12 protein-coding genes are annotated in these 18,351 nt (G+C 45.6%); 11 read left to right on the forward strand and 1 reads right to left on the reverse strand.

The genetic code is table 11. The features are described 5' to 3' along the window. Positions 1-16: 16 nt before the first annotated feature. The 5 genes from uvrB (at position 17) to galU (ending at position 9,513) form a co-directional block, all read left to right on the forward strand. Entirely contained in the window at positions 17-2,008 is a 1,992-nt protein-coding gene (uvrB, locus tag ACFVU8_RS19325; RefSeq protein WP_387429398.1) for an excinuclease ABC subunit UvrB, read from the forward strand. A gap of 225 nt (positions 2,009-2,233) precedes the next feature. Continuing rightward, entirely contained in the window at positions 2,234-5,107 is a 2,874-nt protein-coding gene (gene uvrA / locus ACFVU8_RS19330; protein ID WP_387429401.1) for an excinuclease ABC subunit UvrA, read from the forward strand. A 319-nt stretch (positions 5,108-5,426) separates the two neighbouring features. Then, positions 5,427-5,636, forward strand: coding sequence for a DUF2759 family protein (locus ACFVU8_RS19335; protein ID WP_066378701.1), 210 nt, complete (start codon positions 5,427-5,429; stop codon positions 5,634-5,636). Between the two features lie 221 nt (positions 5,637-5,857). Continuing rightward, entirely contained in the window at positions 5,858-8,410 is a 2,553-nt protein-coding gene (locus tag ACFVU8_RS19340; protein ID WP_387429403.1) for a U32 family peptidase, read from the forward strand. Between the two features lie 215 nt (positions 8,411-8,625). After that, entirely contained in the window at positions 8,626-9,513 is an 888-nt protein-coding gene (gene galU / locus ACFVU8_RS19345) for a UTP--glucose-1-phosphate uridylyltransferase GalU (RefSeq protein ID WP_387429406.1), read from the forward strand. Positions 9,514-9,602: 89 nt separating this feature from the next. Here galU and ACFVU8_RS19350 read toward each other — a convergent pair whose 3' ends face one another. Further along, positions 9,603-12,059: an O-antigen ligase family protein gene (locus tag ACFVU8_RS19350; RefSeq protein WP_387429408.1), complete on the reverse strand. Its 2,457-nt coding sequence runs from the start codon at positions 12,057-12,059 to the stop codon at positions 9,603-9,605. Between the two features lie 154 nt (positions 12,060-12,213). On the opposite strand from ACFVU8_RS19350, the gene ACFVU8_RS19355 reads away from it, so the two are divergent. The 6 genes from ACFVU8_RS19355 to ACFVU8_RS19380 are packed head-to-tail and all read left to right on the forward strand — an operon-like array spanning position 12,214 to position 18,340. Then, positions 12,214-13,488, forward strand: a complete 1,275-nt coding sequence (locus ACFVU8_RS19355) for a glycosyltransferase (RefSeq protein WP_387429410.1) — start codon at positions 12,214-12,216, stop codon at positions 13,486-13,488. Between the two features lie 14 nt (positions 13,489-13,502). Next, positions 13,503-14,579, forward strand: coding sequence for a mannose-1-phosphate guanylyltransferase (locus ACFVU8_RS19360; protein WP_387429412.1), 1,077 nt, complete (start codon positions 13,503-13,505; stop codon positions 14,577-14,579). Positions 14,580-14,614: 35 nt separating this feature from the next. Further along, positions 14,615-15,610, forward strand: coding sequence for a GDP-mannose 4,6-dehydratase (gene gmd, locus ACFVU8_RS19365; protein ID WP_387429414.1), 996 nt, complete (start codon positions 14,615-14,617; stop codon positions 15,608-15,610). Between the two features lie 7 nt (positions 15,611-15,617). Beyond that, positions 15,618-16,556 carry a GDP-mannose 4,6-dehydratase gene (locus tag ACFVU8_RS19370; protein ID WP_387429416.1) on the forward strand — a complete coding sequence of 313 codons (939 nt, stop codon included), beginning with the start codon at positions 15,618-15,620 and terminating at the stop codon, positions 16,554-16,556. Positions 16,557-16,574: 18 nt separating this feature from the next. Next, positions 16,575-17,216, forward strand: coding sequence for an acetyltransferase (locus tag ACFVU8_RS19375; protein ID WP_387429418.1), 642 nt, complete (start codon positions 16,575-16,577; stop codon positions 17,214-17,216). Continuing rightward, positions 17,216-18,340, forward strand: coding sequence for a DegT/DnrJ/EryC1/StrS family aminotransferase (locus ACFVU8_RS19380; RefSeq protein WP_387429420.1), 1,125 nt, complete (start codon positions 17,216-17,218; stop codon positions 18,338-18,340). Before ACFVU8_RS19375 ends, ACFVU8_RS19380 begins: the two co-directional genes overlap by 1 nt. The last annotated feature ends 11 nt before the right edge of the window (positions 18,341-18,351 follow it).

Below are 18,351 nucleotides of genomic sequence, written 5' to 3' on the forward strand. Positions count from 1 at the left end.
GAGGGGAGACGGGCAAATGAGTGATATTGTCCTCAGCACGAAGACTTTTGAACTGGAGTCCGAATATACACCCCAGGGCGATCAGCCTCATGCCATAGAGGAATTAGTAGAAGGCATCCGGCAGGGCAAGAGGCACCAGACGCTGCTGGGAGCGACAGGAACGGGAAAGACCTTTACCATCGCACAAATGATTTCGAAGCTTAACCGCCCCACACTGGTGATCGCACATAATAAGACATTGGCTGCACAGCTTGCGAGTGAGTTTAAGGAGTTCTTTCCTAGCAACTCGGTAGACTATTTTGTCAGCTACTACGATTACTATCAGCCTGAAGCCTATATTCCTTCCTCCGATACCTATATTGAGAAAGATTCCAGCATAAACGAAGAGATAGATAAGCTGCGTCACTCGGCGACCAGTTCTTTGTTCGAACGTCGTGATGTAATTATCGTGGCGAGTGTGTCGTGTATCTATGGCCTCGGCTCGCCGCAGGAATACGGTGGATTGCTGCTATCGCTGCGGGTTGGCATGGAGAAGCCGCGAAACCAGATTCTGAGCCGGCTTGTGGATATTCAGTATCAGCGTAATGATATGAATTTTGTACGCGGCACCTTCCGTGTGCGGGGTGATGTCATTGAGATTTTCCCGGCTTCCCAAGGGGAGCATGCCATCCGTGTTGAACTGTTCGGCGATGAGATCGAGCGTATTACAGAGATTGATGTGCTGACAGGTGAACTGATTGGTGAGCGCGATCATGTCGCTATTTTTCCGGCATCTCACTTTGTAACGAAGGAAGAGACCATGAAGGTGGCGCTCGTCAATATTGAACGTGAACTGGAAGAGCGTCTGACTGCGCTGCGCGATGCAGGTAAGCTCTTGGAGGCACAGCGGTTAGAGCAGCGTACACGCTATGATATCGAGATGATGAAGGAAGTGGGCTTCTGCTCCGGGATCGAGAACTATTCTGGTCCGCTTACCTTCCGGGAACGAGGGGCGACCCCCTATACTCTATTGGATTATTTTCCGGATGACATGCTTATTGTCATAGATGAATCGCATGTGACGCTGCCACAAATCCGGGCGATGTACAATGGTGACCAAGCGCGCAAGAACGTTCTCGTAGACCACGGGTTCCGTTTGCCGTCTGCGCTTGATAACCGGCCGCTCAAATTTGAGGAGTTCGAGGGCAAGGCAAGCCAGCTTGTATATGTGTCGGCTACACCTGGACCGTATGAAATGGAGCATTGCCCAACAATGGTGCAGCAGATTATCCGGCCTACAGGCCTGCTGGACCCTATTATTGAGGTTCGTCCAACCGAGGGTCAGATCGACGATCTGATTAGCGAGATTCACGATCGTATCGCCAAGGATGAACGGGTGCTCGTCACTACTCTCACTAAGAAAATGTCGGAGGATCTGACCGATTATCTTAAAGAAATCGGAATCAAGGTCCGCTATATGCACTCTGATATCAAAACCTTGGAGCGGATGGCCATTCTACGCGATCTCCGTCTGGGTACGTTCCATGTGCTCGTGGGGATTAACTTGCTGAGAGAAGGTCTGGACTTACCAGAAGTATCATTGGTTGCCATTCTCGATGCCGACAAGGAAGGGTTCCTTCGTTCGGAGCGGTCGCTCATTCAGACCATTGGTCGCGCCGCGCGGAACTCCGAAGGACGGGTACTGATGTACGGTGACCGAATTACGGACTCTATGGATAAGGCAATTAGTGAGACTCAGCGCCGTCGTTCCATTCAGATCGCCTATAATGAGAAGCATGGTATTACACCAACAACGATCCATAAGCGGGTACGTGATGTCATCGAAGCAACGAAGGTTGCAGAGTCGAAGGCTGATTATCTGACCGGAGCGGGTAGCAAGATGAACAAGAAAGAGCGTCAGTCTCTAATGCAGCGTCTCGAAGCCGAGATGAAGGACGCGGCCAAGAACCTACAGTTCGAACGTGCCGCAGAGCTTCGTGATGCCTTGTTGGAGCTGCGTGCCGAGTAGTGGTGTAAAGTCGCTCTTTTTTACGATAAAAAAATATTATTTGAACGGTGCTATCCCAGGCCGTTCTTTTTAGATCATTCCTTTGTACGGCTTTCAGTTCAGTCGATCCATTCCGCACAATCCCACCCATCACTACAGTTTCTTGAGCGATATCCTGAGAGTTTTAGCTCTTCGGGTCTAGCCGGAAGGTTAAGTGGGGTGGGTGAACTCTAGGAGGTTATAGTGTTGGCGAACGAAAATATTGTAATTAAAGGCGCTAGGGCGCACAATCTTAAAAATATAGACGTGACGATCCCCCGTGACCGCTTCGTCGTGCTGACGGGACTTAGTGGTTCCGGCAAATCGTCGCTGGCGTTCGACACGATTTATGCTGAAGGGCAGCGACGTTACGTTGAATCGCTGTCGGCCTACGCACGCCAGTTTCTGGGACAAATGGAGAAGCCGGATGTAGACTCCATCGATGGATTGTCGCCAGCAATCTCCATCGACCAGAAGACCACTAGCCGCAACCCTCGTTCCACGGTAGGGACGGTCACAGAAATCTATGATTACCTGCGGCTTTTGTTCGCACGTATCGGTCATCCGCATTGCCCGGACCATGGTATTGAAATCACCTCGCAGACAGTTGAACAGATGGTGGATCGTATTATGCAGTATCCAGAACGGACACGTCTGCAGATACTGGCTCCTGTGATTTCAGGACGTAAGGGCGAGCATAAAGGTCTTTTCACGGATATTTCCAAGCAAGGCTTTGTTCGCGTGCGCGTGGATGGTGAATTGCGTGATGTGAGCGAGGATATCGAGCTGGAGAAGAACAAGAAGCATACCATCGAAGTAGTTGTGGACCGGATTGTCATCAAGGAAGATATCGAGACCCGGCTGACAGATTCCATTGAGACTGCGCTGAAGTTGTCGGGCGGCAAAATCCTTGTTGATATTATTGACCAGGAAGAGCTGCTGTTCAGCTCCAACTTCGCATGCCCAGTCTGTGGATTTAGTATCGAAGAATTGGCGCCGCGGATGTTCTCTTTCAACAGCCCGTTCGGAGCTTGCGGTGAGTGCGATGGTCTTGGTGTGAAAATGGTGGTCGATCCTGATCTGTTGATTCCAGATACGGGGAAATCTATTGAAGATGGGGCCTTCCTGGCCTGGACCGGAAGCACCTCCAATTACTACCCGCAATTTTTGAAGTCTGTCTGTGAGCATTTTAATATTCCACAGGACATACCGGTAAGCGAACTGACACCGGATCATATGGATAAGCTGTTGAACGGCACCGGTAGTGAGAAGATACGCTTCCGTTACGAAAATGATTTCGGGCAAAAGAAAGATGCTTTGGTTGCCTTTGAAGGTATCATTCCCAATCTGGAGCGCCGCTACCGCGAAACGGCTTCGGACGGGATCCGTGAGTTCATCGAAGGGTTTATGAGCGCGAAGCCTTGTCATGTCTGCAAAGGTAAACGCCTCAAGAAAGAGATTCTGGCAGTGACGATCAATGATCGCAATATTGCTGATGTTACGGATCTTTCTATTGGTGATTGCGAGCATTTCTTTGAACATGTTGTTCTTTCTGAGAAAGAGCAAGCGATTGCCAACTTGATTCTCAAAGAAATCAGCAGCCGTCTCGGCTTTTTGGTAAACGTAGGCCTGGATTACCTGACACTCAGCCGGGCAGCAGGCTCCTTGTCCGGAGGGGAAGCACAGCGTATCCGGCTGGCGACTCAGATCGGCTCCAGCCTCATGGGTGTACTGTATATTCTGGATGAGCCGAGTATTGGGTTGCACCAGCGTGATAATGATCGCTTGATTTCTACCCTTGCGCATATGCGTGACCTTGGCAACACCTTGATTGTGGTAGAGCATGATGAGGACACGATGATGGCTGCCGATTATATCATTGATATCGGCCCAGGTGCAGGGATTCATGGAGGGAAAGTCATTGCTCAGGGTACGCCGGAAGAGATTATGAAGGACCCTAATTCCTTGACAGGAGAATATTTAAGCGGTCGGAAATTTATCCCTGTCACCTCCAAGCGCCGTCCGACGGATGATCGTTGGCTGGAAATCCGTGGTGCTAAAGAGAATAATCTGAAGAACGTCAACGTTAAAATCCCACTCGGTGTCTTTACGGCTGTAACAGGCGTATCGGGGTCCGGCAAGTCTTCGTTGGTCAACGAGATTTTGTATAAGAGTCTCGCTCGCCATCTGAACAAAGCAGTGAAGGTTCGTCCGGGACTGCACAAGGAGATCAGAGGGCTTGAGAATCTGGACAAGGTGATTGAAATTGACCAGTCGCCAATCGGACGGACTCCGCGTTCTAATCCGGCCACGTATACCGGCGTGTTCGATGACATTCGTGATCTGTTCGCCAAGACTAATGAAGCTAAGGTGCGCGGTTTCCAGAAGGGACGCTTCAGCTTCAACGTCAAGGGAGGGCGTTGCGAGGCCTGCCGTGGGGACGGAATCATCAAGATCGAGATGCACTTCCTGCCAGACGTCTATGTGCCTTGTGAGGTCTGCAAAGGCAAGCGATATAATCGTGAGACTCTGGAAGTAAAATATAAAGGCAAAAATATTTCCGATGTGCTTGAAATGACTGTGGAGGATGCGACGGAATTCTTCGTTAACATTCCGCGTATTCACCGTAAAATGCAGACGTTGCTTGATGTTGGTCTCGGGTACATCAAGATTGGCCAGCCGGGAACGACACTGTCCGGCGGTGAAGCGCAGCGTGTGAAGCTGGCTTCTGAATTGTACCGCCGTAGCACAGGCAAGACTCTGTATATCCTGGACGAGCCTACTACCGGGTTGCATGTGGATGACATCGGCCGCCTGCTGGAAGTGCTACATCGCCTTGTAGACTCCGGAGAATCTGTGCTGGTCATTGAGCATAATCTGGATGTCATCAAGACCGCCGATTATCTGATCGATATGGGGCCAGAAGGCGGCAGCGGTGGAGGAACAGTGCTGGCTACAGGCACACCAGAAAAGCTGATTACTGTTGAGGCGTCTTACACAGGCAGATACTTGAAGCCTATCCTGCTCCGTGACACGGAGCGGACCGAAGCTCTGCGGTTGGAGACATCGGATATTAGCTAGAGGATGTAATCTTAGGTAGAGGGTCACGCGATAGCGTGGCTCTTTTTACATAGCTAAAAGAAGGGTAAGCTTATACAAGCTGAACAAAAAAGTAAAAGCAAGCGAGATGGCACAGAGGGGAGAGTTTGGGATCATCCCTTTTTGTAAATGATGAAAATCATCTCTTTTAAGTGAAAAATGGATGAAAATTATATTTTTTATGACATTTACCTCATTTTTTGCACAATACCTCTTGCGCAGCCCAAATGGTAGCGATAACATAGAAGGGAATATGGGAATAGAGGCGCTTGCTTGACAAAACTTTTGAGGAGGTATCGCCATGCTGCTTGCAGAAGCTGCCGCGCAAGAACCGTCTAAATTTCATACCTTTGATGTATTCATGATTTTGTTCACGATCCTCATCTTGGTTGGGGTAGTACGGCTGCTGAAGGCTCCGCAGAAGAACAAATTCGCCATTGCTTTTGGTGCAGTGAGCTTGCTTGTCTTCGTCGTTTCCGATTATGCCATGGTGATGAACTGGTTGAGCTAAAATAAGGGCAATCCAGGATAACTGAAAAGTGAAGTCCGAAAGACTCCTTTACCGCCGTGGCGAAATAAAGGTGTCTTTTTATTTGCGATCAAAGTGAATTATTTACATTCAGCACTATATTAAATATTGGCAAACACATGGCGAATAGGTGTGATTTTTGATACAATAAATAAGTTAAACGTATAGAAATGACCCGTCTTGGACGGTTTGGGAGGATATAAATGAAAGAGCAGGACATACGCAGAGAAGACGTGGAGTTGCTGGCTCCGGCTGGTGACTGGGACTGTATGCGGGCGGCTGTGGCGAACGGGGCGGACGCTGTCTTTTTTGGCGTAGAGAAATTTAATGCACGTGCTAGAGCGAACAACTTCCGCATGGACGAGCTGCCGGAAATTATGGCTTTTCTACACAGCTATGGTGTAAAAGGCTTTCTGACCTTTAATATACTTGTGTTTGAGAATGAACTACCTGAAGCTAAGGAACTGATTGATGCCTGCGTGGATGCGGGTGTAGATGCGGTGATTGTACAGGATTTGGGACTGGTTAAGCTGATTCGCGAGATTTCCCCGGATTTCCCGATTCATGGTTCCACACAGATGACCATTACTTCGCCGGAGGCGGTTGAATTTACAAAGCCGTTCGGGATGGAACGTGTGGTACTGGGCCGCGAAAATAACTTGAAGCAGATTCGTACGATCGGTGATCAGGCGCGTCTGCCGATGGAAGTATTCGTTCATGGTGCGCTTTGCGTCTCCTATTCCGGTCAATGTCTAACCTCGGAAATGTGGGGCGGACGCTCCGCCAACCGTGGGGAATGTGCGCAGGCCTGCCGTTTGCCATATGACCTGATGGTCGATGGTGAGATCAAACCGATGGGTGATGTGACTTATCTGCTCTCGCCGAAGGACTTGGCGGCTATCGAACTGATGCCAGAGCTGATTGAAGCGGGCGTAACGTCCTTTAAAATTGAAGGACGTCTTAAAACCCCTGAGTATGTAGCTAACGTGGTTAGCAAATACCGTAAGGCCATCGACCGTTACTTTGATGGTGAGTGGTCTGCGCCATCCAAGGAAGAAATGCGCGAGCTCCAGCAGAGCTTCTCGCGGGGCTTCACACATGGTTTTTTAGATGGGACGAACAATAAGAAGCTGGTTGACGGGACTTTCCCGAAAAGCCGTGGTGTCTACTTGGGTACGGTTGAACAAATTCTGCGCGACGGTGTAGTCTGCCGCATTCACGCACCGCTCAAACGCGGTGACGGGATTGTATTCGACGCAGGCGATCCAACAAAGAAGGAAGAAGGCGGACGTGTCTACGACTTGCGCCGTAAAGGCGTAAAGCTGGAAGGTGAAGCCGGTGAGGGCTGGATTGTTGATATTATTGCTGGACGCAATGATGTGGATCTTCGCCGTCTGCATGTCGGTGACCGGATCTGGAAAACCAATGACCCAGCGCTGGACAAAGCGCTGCGTCAGTCTTACGAGACTGAGAAGCCATACCGGGTATTCCCGGTTCAGGTGAAGGTCAGTGGCCGCGCCGGTGAGAAGCTGGAGACTTGGTGGACGGACACGCAGAAGGGCGTGACCGTCCAGGTGGATTCGGAGCTTGCGCTGGAGACTGCGCAAAAGCGTCCGATGGACGCCGTCCTGCTGGAAGAACAATTCGGCCGCTTGGGCGGCACGGTGTTCCAGCTAGAGGCGCTGGAGTCGCATCTGGAAGGCGACGTCATCGTGCCTATGCGCGAGCTGAACAGCATCCGCCGCCGCGCGGTGGAGCTGCTTGCGGGCGAGCGCCCGAAACCGCCCGTCTACGTGAAACGGGCGGTAGAGGTCTACGGCGACGCGACCCGCAGGGGCGTCGCTGAAGCAGCCATCCCGGCTGTGCGGGATGGCTGGGGTGTGAGCGGCGCGGCAGGGCTTACCGCGCTGTGCCGCAGCCTCCCGCAGGTTGAGGCTGCACTCAAGGCCGGCGTGAAGAACATTTACGCCGACTTTGAGTTCATCAAGCAGTTCCCGGCAGCCGTGGAGGCTGTGCGGGCTGCGGGCGCAAGCATTGCGCTGGCAACGCCGCGTATCCACATGCCGAATGAGAACGGCTACCATGCTAACATCCTGCGTCTTCAGCCGGATGCGGTGCTGGTGCGCAATACAGGCGCATTGTATTACTATCTGCGCCGCCGGATGGAGCAGCCGGATGCTGTTCATCCACGATTGATTGGCGACTTCTCGCTGAATATCGCCAATCACAAGGCCGTTGACCTGTTCTTGGAAGCCGGATGCGATATGGTGACACCATCCTACGACCTGAACATTCAACAAATGGTGGATCTGCTAGGCCGCAGTGATACCTCGCGGATGGAGATCGTAATCCATCAGCATCTGCCGATGTTCCACACTGAGCACTGCGTGTATTGTACCTTCATGAGCGAAGGAACAGACTACACGAACTGCGGACGGCCGTGCGAAGAGCATCGGGCGTCTCTCCAGGACCGGATCGGCATGTCTCACCCTGTACGCGTGGATGAGGGCTGCCGTAACACAGTCTATAACGCTGTAGAACAATCCGGCGCAGAGTATTTGAACAACTTCCGTGAGCTGGGAGTCTCCTCATACCGGGTAGAGTTCCTAGAAGAGACACCTGAACAGGTGGCTGAGGTAATCAGCTTGTACAGCCGTGCACTGCGTGGTGAAATCTCTGGCACCCAAGTATGGAAGAGCCTCAAGGCTACTAACCAGCTTGGTGTTACCCGCGGACAACTCGTGAATGCGAAATAATTAAAGATATACACAACAGGCGGACAAAACGTGGAGAATCTCCCGGGTTGTCCGCCTGTTTTATTTTGAGGGATTTGGGTAGATAGAGTATTCAGCAATTTTTAAGGAGCACTGAACTGCCATAAATGGGATATTACTGTTATAATTAAAAAATATATATGCTAATTCATCATCTGCGAGATATCGAATTGATTATAATAGAAGGAGCCTATGTTATGAAGATTCGTAAGGCCATTATCCCGGCTGCCGGTCTCGGCACACGCTTTTTGCCTGCGACCAAGGCCATGCCCAAAGAAATGCTACCCATTGTAGATAAGCCAACCATCCAGTACATTGTAGAAGAAGCTGTAGCTTCAGGAATTGAGGATATTATTATCGTAACGGGGAAAGGCAAACGTGCGATTGAGGACCATTTTGACAATTCATTCGAACTAGAGTTTAATCTGGCGGAAAAACAGAAGTGGGAGCTGCTGGAATCAGTCCGCAAGTCGTCCGAAATGGCTGACATCCATTATATTCGGCAAAAGGAACCGAGAGGTCTCGGTCATGCCATCTGGTGCGCACGCAAGTTCATCGGGGAAGAGCCGTTTGCAGTTCTGCTGGGTGACGACATTGTCGAATCGAATAAACCCTGCCTAAGACAGATGATTGAGGTCTATGACCAATATAAATCCTCTATTGTCGGTGTTCAGCCTGTGCCTTGGGAAGAGGTGTCCCGATATGGCGTCGTGGACGCAGTTCCTATCGCTGATCGGGTCTACAAAGCCAACCGCCTTGTGGAGAAGCCTAAACGCGAGGATGCGCCCTCTAACCTGGCCATACTGGGCCGGTATATCCTGACTCCACGGATATTCGATATGCTGGGTGAGCAACAGGTGGGTGTAGGCGGAGAAATCCAGCTTACCGATGCCATAGCACGCCTAAGTGAAGTGGAGCGGATTATTGCCTATGATTTTGAAGGCCACCGTCATGATGTTGGTGAGAAAATGGGCTTTATTCAAACCACAATACACTATGCACTCCAGCATGAAGATTTAAAAGACGACCTGCTTCTTTATCTGAAAGAGATCATTGAGAGTGAAGCAGCTAAAGCGACGAAATAGTCGACTTTCATCTACTAAATACAAAACACGGGTAACTTTCCTCTCGAGGAAGATACCCGTGTTTTTGTGTAATGCATGTATTCAGGGAATTAGAATTGCGTAGCTGCAATTTCATCAATTTGAGCTGCTTCTGCAGGCTCCGCAGCGATTAGCTGATCGTATACGGCTTGATCCTGACCACCGTTTTTCTTCAGTGCCGCCAAGTACCAGCGGGCAATTTCCCGGTTGTTCAGATCGGTATAATCTTGACCGAGACCAAGTTTTAGTGTTTCTGCAGCTGCCTCAACTTGCCCGGACATGTACTGCATTTTACCGGCATTCAGTGCGATTTCCGGAGTGACTGAGAACGGCCGTCCTTGCAATTGCTCTGGAGGGAGTGTCTTAAGATGCTCTACGCCAGCTACAACATGGTCATAGGCTGCCAGACCTGTTTTAAAGTATTCCTGTTCTTTCGAAGAATCCTTCTGGTTGTATGCCTCTTGACCGAGTTCAAAAGAACTGCTGATCAGCCCGCTGTACCAGTTGATGTCCCAATTGAACTTGTCGGCATTATCCTGGTACACCGCTAGAGCCAGATCCTTTTGACCTTTAAGGTTATAATAGGTGATCAGTTGGCTCAAAAGAATCTTATTGTACGGCTCATCCTTAAGCGCGCGAGTTAACAGGCTGTAGGACTCGTTCAGGTATTGTTCATCCTCGGTTTGTTTGTAAACCTGCTGATCTATGGCAGAGAGGTTTGCTACCGACTCAGGATGGGTCGGACGGTTCTTCAGGGCTTTGGAAAGAGAAGCCTTGATTTCTTCATACGACTGGCTGACTTCCATGAGTTGCTTGGAGCTAACTGCAGCGTTACTGGAGCTGATGTAGGTAACTGAGAGGAACAGAAGGAACAAGGATCCTAACGTAGTTACGGCCATATACCCCAAGCGAACTCCGCCTTTATTCCAATTCCGACGCAGTGGTTTGCTGTCCATTACAGCAGCCATCCCTGCCAGACCAAGAAACACAAGAATGCCCATAAAGGCATAGCTCATATTGAAGTCTAGCAAGCTGTGAATAAGAATGGAAAGCGTAATAATAAGATAGAAAAATCCGTTATTGAACTCATCTTTGTCCCGTCTCACATACCCGCGGATATATTTATAGAAGATATAGAGAATGAAGCCCATAAATACGATGAAACCTAAAATACCAACCTCGATCAGGAACTGTAAAAAGAAATTATGTACCTGACGGCTCGTATAAGGGTTGTTTTGGTAATGTTCATATAGCGAAGACCATCCACCGCCGCCAGCACCAAGGATCGGATAATCCTTCACTACTTTGACAGCATCTTTGTAGAAGGTAAAACGTTCAAGTACACTGTGCTGCTTAAAGTTGATATTTTCAAGACGTGTCTCGATATTACCAGGCAAGATACTCTTGACGCTTGTGCCAATAAGCAAGAATGCTACAAGACCAATCAGCGCAACGGAGCCCAGCGGAAGCCATAAGCCTGTCCATTTACGTAAAGACCAGCTTCCGAGCTTCTCTTGCAGCCATGGAGCGGCAAACCGTTGAATGACCCAACCAAGACCTGCTACAACTACTGAAGCTCCAAGAAGGTAACCCCAGCCCTTGAGCGCTGCTGAAGAGGAGAAGGCAGTATTTAATTCTATTCCGAGATTCGTAACCTGGTTGGTGATGACGAGGGATAACAATCCAGAAATGCCCAGATGGATAATCCACAGAATTTGTTGCGCAGGCTTTAAGAACAATAGAAGCAATATAAACACCACAGGCAGCATTACAAGACCGCCGCGTGAGAGTGTTAGCAGTAGGGATACAATGATAGGAACCAACATAAACCCGTGGGTCAACCTACCATACCATTTACGTGAGCGTACCAGCGCGAACACTGCAACGAATAGAAACGCCATCAGAAAGGCTGCATAAGTATTGGCATATTGGAAAATAGAAGTTAGTCGAAGACCGTTGGAATCTGTCATCACGGCATCCAAGTATATACCGTTGCGGACAGTGTTAGAGAACCAGCCTACTAGATTACCCGCGAGTTTCCCGCCTCCAAGCCAATTCAGGAGACCAAAACCCACAATTAAATAGGCAATGGTAAGCACAGCATTTTCAATGACAACATTTACTTGCTTTTGCTTCAAGAGATATAACGCTATAATGAATACAGCGGCGTACATGCTTTGAATAAAGAACATATTCATTGCCATATAATGCGAAACAGCGACAAACAGCGACAATGCGTAAGTAATGGGTAGAAGCAGGGCAGCCACGCCTACCAGGTCCCGCTGCTCGTCAAGCTTGAATTTCTTGAAGCCAAGACCGACCCAAATCAGCAGCATAAGCGCTGCAAGCAATGTAGATACATAGATCGGTTTCTCAAAATCTACTGACTGCCCATTAAACAGTCCCACCTGAAACGGGGTCCAGAATAAAAACAAAATAAAACCAACAACTAATGCCCACACCGAGCCTGATATCTTTGCAACATTTCTCGACTGTGTAGCGTTTTTACCGTATACTGGTTTCGACACGTTATAATCTCCTTTTCCTGTAGGTACGACAATATTTTAGCATATGGTAAGGGGCAGGGCTACTTAGAATCTACAAGGGTTTCGTGATCCGTTTATATTAATTTTTACTTATGCAAAAAAAGGAGTTTTTTTATTATGAAAAGTGGATTACAGGATGTCTAATATAATATCGTTTATCTTTAAGCGTTTGTATAAAATTTCACTTATCTTTAAGCCGTTAATAGTGAAATTTATTTCCCCCGACTTTCGTAAAAAAATAAAAAAAGGGGTACTTAATAGAGCCTTCCCTATTGATAAGGAGAAGATAAAGAGCGGGGAGCCTTGGGAATTCAAAGGAGTGAACTTGGTTGGTTTTGCTCGTGCTGAAATGGGGATTGGGGAATCTTGTAGGATTGCAGCAAAGAGTATGACTGCTGTAGAAATTCCGTTTGTTATTCTAAATTTTAAGGGCACAAATCCTGCTAGCATGAAAGATGAAACATGGATTCACAAAGAGGTCACTGAACCTCAGTATAATGTAAATGTATTTCATATAAATGCTGAGCAAATGCAGGAAATCTATACTGAATTTGGGAGTTCGATTTTCAAAGAGCGCTACAATATAGGGTTTTGGCACTGGGAATTGCCGGATTTTCCAGATGAATGGTATGAAAGTTTTAATTTGGTAGATGAAATATGGGTACCTTCTGTTTTCGTGGCAGATGCTATTTCTCTTAAAAGCCCAGTTCCTGTTGTTAGGATTCCGCATAGCATAGAAGTGGTGGTCGATCATAAGAGAGAACGCTCATACTATGGAATACCGGAAGATACTTTTTTGTTTTTGACGATGTATGATTTGAAGAGTTACCAGGACCGTAAAAATCCACAAGCTTCAATTGAAGCTTTCAAAAGAACCTTTAGTCCTGATGATTACAATGTTGGTCTTGTAATTAAAATAAACGGGAATTATCAGGCTGACCCAGAGATTGAGTTAATAACTAAGCTGGTGGGGGATTTTAAGAATATATATATTATAAGTGAAACTCTATCAAGAAATGATACGAATGCGTTAATAAATGTAACAGATTGTTTCATCTCACTTCATAGAAGTGAGGGATTTGGCCTGGGTCTTGCTGAGGCTATGTATCTTGGTAAACCAGCTATCGGGACAAATTGGTCCTCAACTACTGATTTTATGAATCACGAAAATTCCTGTCCGGTGAAGTACAAATTAGTACAAATCGGAAAGGATCATGGGCCTTATAAAGCTTATCAGATGTGGGCTGATCCTGATGTAGATCATGCGGGTGAATATATGTACAAACTTGTACATGACAAAGAATATTATGTTAATATAGCAAATAGTGGGCAAAAATTTATTAAGGATTTCTACTCGCCGAAGGCTGTAGGAGAGTTGATACAGAAACGTTTAAAATACATCAATTATTGAAAGTTGGAGAGAATATGACCACGACTTGTTTAATAATGGCAGGGGGAAAGGGCGAACGCTTTTGGCCTAAGAGCCGTACCCATCTGCCTAAGCAGTTTTTGAATATTTCCGGAAATAAATCTATGATACAACAGTGTATTGATCGTTTGAAGAAATTTATTCCAATTAACCAAGTGTTTGTTATTACCAATGAATTGTATGCTGAGTTGATAAGAGTTCAAGTACCAGATCTTCCGCAAGAAAATATCATTATAGAAACTATTGGCCGCAATACTGCCCCGTGTGTTGGCTTAGCGTCCATCATTATCGAAGAGAAGTTTCCGGAAAGTAGCATGATTGTACTCCCATCTGATCACATAATTAAAGAAGAACGGGAGTTTATAAATATTCTTAAAACAGCGGTTAAAGTAAGTGAAATGGGGGATTACCTGGTAACTCTGGGTATTTCCCCGACCTATCCTGAAACAGGGTATGGTTATATTGAAAGCTCTTATGAATCTATTGACGTAAATGAAATGTTGGTTCACAGAGTAAATAGTTTCGTTGAAAAACCGAATGCTGAAGTAGCTGCATCTTACCTGGAAGCAGGTAATTATTACTGGAATAGTGGTATATTTGTATGGAGGACTTCAGTTATTCGGAATTATATACAATTATTCATGCCAGATATGCATGAGTTGCTAGAGAGGATGAAGTTAGCATTTAAAGTTACTGATAGGAATGAAGTTATTAAAGAGGAGTTTCATAAAATGCCTGATCAATCAATCGATTATGGTATTATGGAAAAAGCCAGCGATATCTACGTCATTCCTTGTGTTTTTGGCTGGGATGATGTTGGAAGTTGGACCGCTCTTGAACGTATTAATAATCTTGATGAAAGTGGGAATGTTATAAAGGGGAATACAATTAGTATAGATACAAAACGTTGCATTATTGAAAGTAATGGGAAGCTAATAGCTACTTTAGGTGTGGAAGACCTTATCATCGTTGAAACGGATGATGTTACTCTGATTTGCAAAAAAGAAAAAGCTCAAGACATTAAATCATTGATTAAAGAATTAAAAGTTCAGAAACTCGAGCAATACTTATAAAATTAATTATATAGAAGGTTGAGGAGTTATTTATAATGACGAAACGCGCTTTGATTACAGGTATTACTGGACAAGATGGTTCTTATCTGGCAGATTTGTTGCTGGAGAAAGGATATAAAGTTTATGGATTGAGAAGAAGAACAAGTGTTCCTATTCTGGAGAACATCAAACATATCGAAAACGAAATCGAGTTTATTGAGGGTGATATTCAAGATTTGAGTTCTTTGATTCGGGCTGTTAAAACATCCGATCCTGATGAAGTATATAATTTGGCAGCTCAATCGTTCGTTGGAACTTCTTGGACTCAGCCTATCCTAACGGGACAAGCTACTGCTCTAAGTGTAACTAATATGCTGGAAGCAGTTCGTATTATGAAACCAGATGCTCGTTTCTATCAAGCATCTAGTAGTGAGATGTTTGGTAAAGTAGTAGAAACACCGCAAAGAGAAACAACACCTTTCTATCCTAGAAGTCCATACGGAGTGGCTAAGGTGTATGGGCATTGGATGACAGTTAATTATCGGGAAAGTTATGATATGTTCGGTTCTTCTGGGATATTGTTCAATCACGAGTCTCCACGAAGAGGTATTGAATTTGTTACTAGAAAAATTTCTAACGCCGTAGCGAGAATTAAATTGGGACTCCAAAATGAATTAAGACTTGGTAATCTTGATGCTCTTAGAGACTGGGGCTTTGCTAAAGATTATGTTGAATGCATGTGGTTAATGCTTCAACAGGATAAACCAGATGACTATGTCATTGCTACAGGCGAAGTTCACTCTGTCCGTGAGTTTTGTGAGATTGCATTTAGTCATGTAGGATTGGATTACAGAGATTATGTTGTCACAGACCCAGCCTTCTTTAGAGCTGCTGAAGTAGATCTGCTCCAGGGTGACCCTTCAAAAGCTGTTGAACAGCTTGGATGGACTCCTCAAAAAACGACATTTAAAGAACTGGTTCATCTGATGGTTGAGTGTGACCTCGAGAAGCAAAGCAGAGAAAATACTGAAATTTATAGTCTTAGGAAGTGATATCTGCTTGAAAGCCCTAATAACTGGAGCTAACGGTTTTGTAGGGACTTACTTATGTGATTTATTGCTTACCAAAGGCCGTAGTGTAGTTGGAATATCACGATCAGGAACCGCAAACTTAAGTGGTGATATCAAGTACATGGCCTGTGACATCAGAGATACTCAATGCCTAGAAAAGATCATTCGATCAGAAAAACCTGATGAAGTGTATCACTTAGCTGGTACTTCTTATATTCCAGATTCATTTCGCGACCCTTTACTATCGTATAATACCATTGTAGATGGTACTTTGAATCTGCTGGAAGTAATTAGAGGGTTAAAAAAACGCCCCAAAATACTTTTTGTTGGATCAGGCGAAGTTTACGGGGAGGGGGTTGCTAGAGCCTTTTCTGAAAAAGATCTCTTGCGACCCTCAAGCCCATACGCTGCTGCCAAGGCTTGTGCTGATTTAATTTGTGAGCAATATGTAAAATCTTTTGATTTAAGGATTGTACGGGCACGACCGTTTAATCATACTGGTCCCGGCCAGTCTTCATTATATGTATGTTCAAGTTTTGCAAGGCAAATTTCTGAAATGGAAGCAAATCTACTGGATTTCATTAGTGTTGGAAACATTAAGGTTAAGCGTGATTTTTTGGATGTAAGAGATGTTGTGACGGCGTACTACCTCCTTATGGAACATGGGGTTCCCGGCGAAGCATACAACATCTCTTCCAATGATCCTATCTCTATTTCAGAGATTCTAGAGTCGCTTTTCTCCCATTCTGTGTTGCAGAATCCGAGGATAGTAGTTGATTCTCAAAAGGTTAGAACGAATGAAGGAAATGTCAGATTTGGAGACAATTCAAAACTAATAGGTCAAACACAATGGAGTTCTAAATTTGTTTTAAACCAGACCATGAAAGATTTATTAGATTATTGGAGAAATATAAAAGAGCATGTATAGAAGGATGAGGGAGTTCATTTGCAACGTGAACGAGTAGTGGTTCTTGGCGGTGGTGGCCACGCAAAAGTCGTAATTGATATCTTACAAGCGATGAATTGTTATGAAATTATAGGATTTACCTCATTCGGTTATACCGCAAAAGAAATGTATGGAGTCAGTTATTTGGGTGGGGATGAAATAATTACTTCGTTAGTACCCGATCAAGCTGATAGTTTTATAGTAGCTGTCGGAAATAACATTCTCAGGAAGAAGCTGTTCGATTGGTGTTTGGAGTTGGGGCTACAGCCTATTAATGCTATAAGTCCATTTTCATATATTTCGCCATATGCTTCTTTGGGAAAAGGGATAGTTGTTGCTCCAGGGGTAGCAATTCATCCTGATTCAAAGATCCAAGATAATGTCATTATCAACACAAATGCAAGTGTAGATCATGATTGTTTTATTGGGTCACATGCTCATATTGCCCCAGGTGTGACTTTAACAGGTAATGTTAATGTAAATGAAGGGGTAATGCTGGGAGCTAAGACGGTTGTTATTCCTGGGAAAAGTATTGGAAGCTGGGCAACTGTGGGTGCAGGTGCAGCAGTTATAACAGATATTCAACCTAATTGTACGGTAGTTGGTGTGCCTGCTAAAAATTTAATTGAAGGTGAGTGCTGATGGAAGTAGTTAAAAGAATACCTCTTGCAGGACCAGTTCTAAATGGTAATGAAAGAGAATATGTGCTTGATTGTATAGATACAGGTTGGATTTCAGCGAACGGAAAATATGTGAATGAGTTCGAGAGAAAGTTTGCAGAATTTTGTAATGTAAATGAGGCAATATCCTGTGCCAATGGAACCGTTGCTTTGCATTTGCCTTTGATTGCCTATGGTATTGGGTCAGAGGATGAGATTATAATCCCTACGTTCACATATATTGCAACTGCTAACGCCGTAAAGTATTGCGGTGCTACGCCTGTGCTTGTTGATTGTGAACCGGATACTTGGAATATAGATCCTACCAAGATTGAAGAGAAGATTACTTCTAAAACTAAGGGTATTATTGTAGTACATCTTTATGGTCATCCAACAGATATGGATCCTATTATGGCAATCGCCAAAAAACATAATTTGTTTGTGATTGAGGATGCAGCTGAGGCCCATGGAGCAATGTATAAGGGCAAGGTCGTTGGATCTATTGGTGATGTGGGTACTTTTAGTTTCTTTGGTAATAAAGTGATCTCTACTGGCGAAGGTGGTATGATCACAACTAATGATGCTGCACTTGCAGAGAAAATGCGACTTCTTAGAGGCCAGGGAATGAGTCCTGAACGCCGCTACTGGTTTGATGTTGTTGGCTATAATTATCGTATGACAAACCTTCAAGCAGCTGTTGGCTTAGGGCAAGTTGAAAAAATCGAGTGGCATTTAGGTGAAAGAAGAAGGGTAGCAGAGGCATATATTGAGAAGCTTACGCCATATTCTGAGCTGTTCAAGCTTCAACCAGAAATGTCATGGGCAAAGCATACTTATTGGATGGTTTCAGTACTTCTAAATGATAATATCTCTATTGAGAGAGATGAACTTATGAAATTGCTCGAAAAAGACGGTATTGAGACACGCCCCTTATTCTATCCAATGCATGCTATGCCGCCATATTTTGAAGAATCCACCTATCCTTTTGCTGATCAGATTTCTTCAAGGGGCCTAAATATTCCAACAAATGCGCTTCTTGAGGATGAGGAAATTAACTTTATTTGTGAGAGACTTATTTATCATTGCCAAAATAATACTCATAAATAATACTCGTTTTT

It is taken from the genome of Paenibacillus sp. NPDC058177 (genome assembly GCF_042883835.1).
Taxonomy (GTDB): Bacteria; Bacillota; Bacilli; order Paenibacillales; family Paenibacillaceae; genus Paenibacillus_AQ; species Paenibacillus_AQ agri.

What these genes read in the sequence shown, in the direction of transcription:
- gmd (WP_387429414.1), top strand. Translation starts at nt 14,615, where the DNA reads ATGACGAAACGCGCTTTGATTACAGGTATTACTGGACAAGATGGTTCT.
- uvrB (WP_387429398.1), top strand. Translation starts at nt 17, where the DNA reads ATGAGTGATATTGTCCTCAGCACGAAGACTTTTGAACTGGAGTCCGAA.
- ACFVU8_RS19380 (WP_387429420.1), top strand. Translation starts at nt 17,216, where the DNA reads ATGGAAGTAGTTAAAAGAATACCTCTTGCAGGACCAGTTCTAAATGGT.
- ACFVU8_RS19340 (WP_387429403.1), top strand. Translation starts at nt 5,858, where the DNA reads ATGAAAGAGCAGGACATACGCAGAGAAGACGTGGAGTTGCTGGCTCCG.
- ACFVU8_RS19355 (WP_387429410.1), top strand. Translation starts at nt 12,214, where the DNA reads ATGTCTAATATAATATCGTTTATCTTTAAGCGTTTGTATAAAATTTCA.
- ACFVU8_RS19360 (WP_387429412.1), top strand. Translation starts at nt 13,503, where the DNA reads ATGACCACGACTTGTTTAATAATGGCAGGGGGAAAGGGCGAACGCTTT.
- ACFVU8_RS19335 (WP_066378701.1), top strand. Translation starts at nt 5,427, where the DNA reads ATGCTGCTTGCAGAAGCTGCCGCGCAAGAACCGTCTAAATTTCATACC.
- galU (WP_387429406.1), top strand. Translation starts at nt 8,626, where the DNA reads ATGAAGATTCGTAAGGCCATTATCCCGGCTGCCGGTCTCGGCACACGC.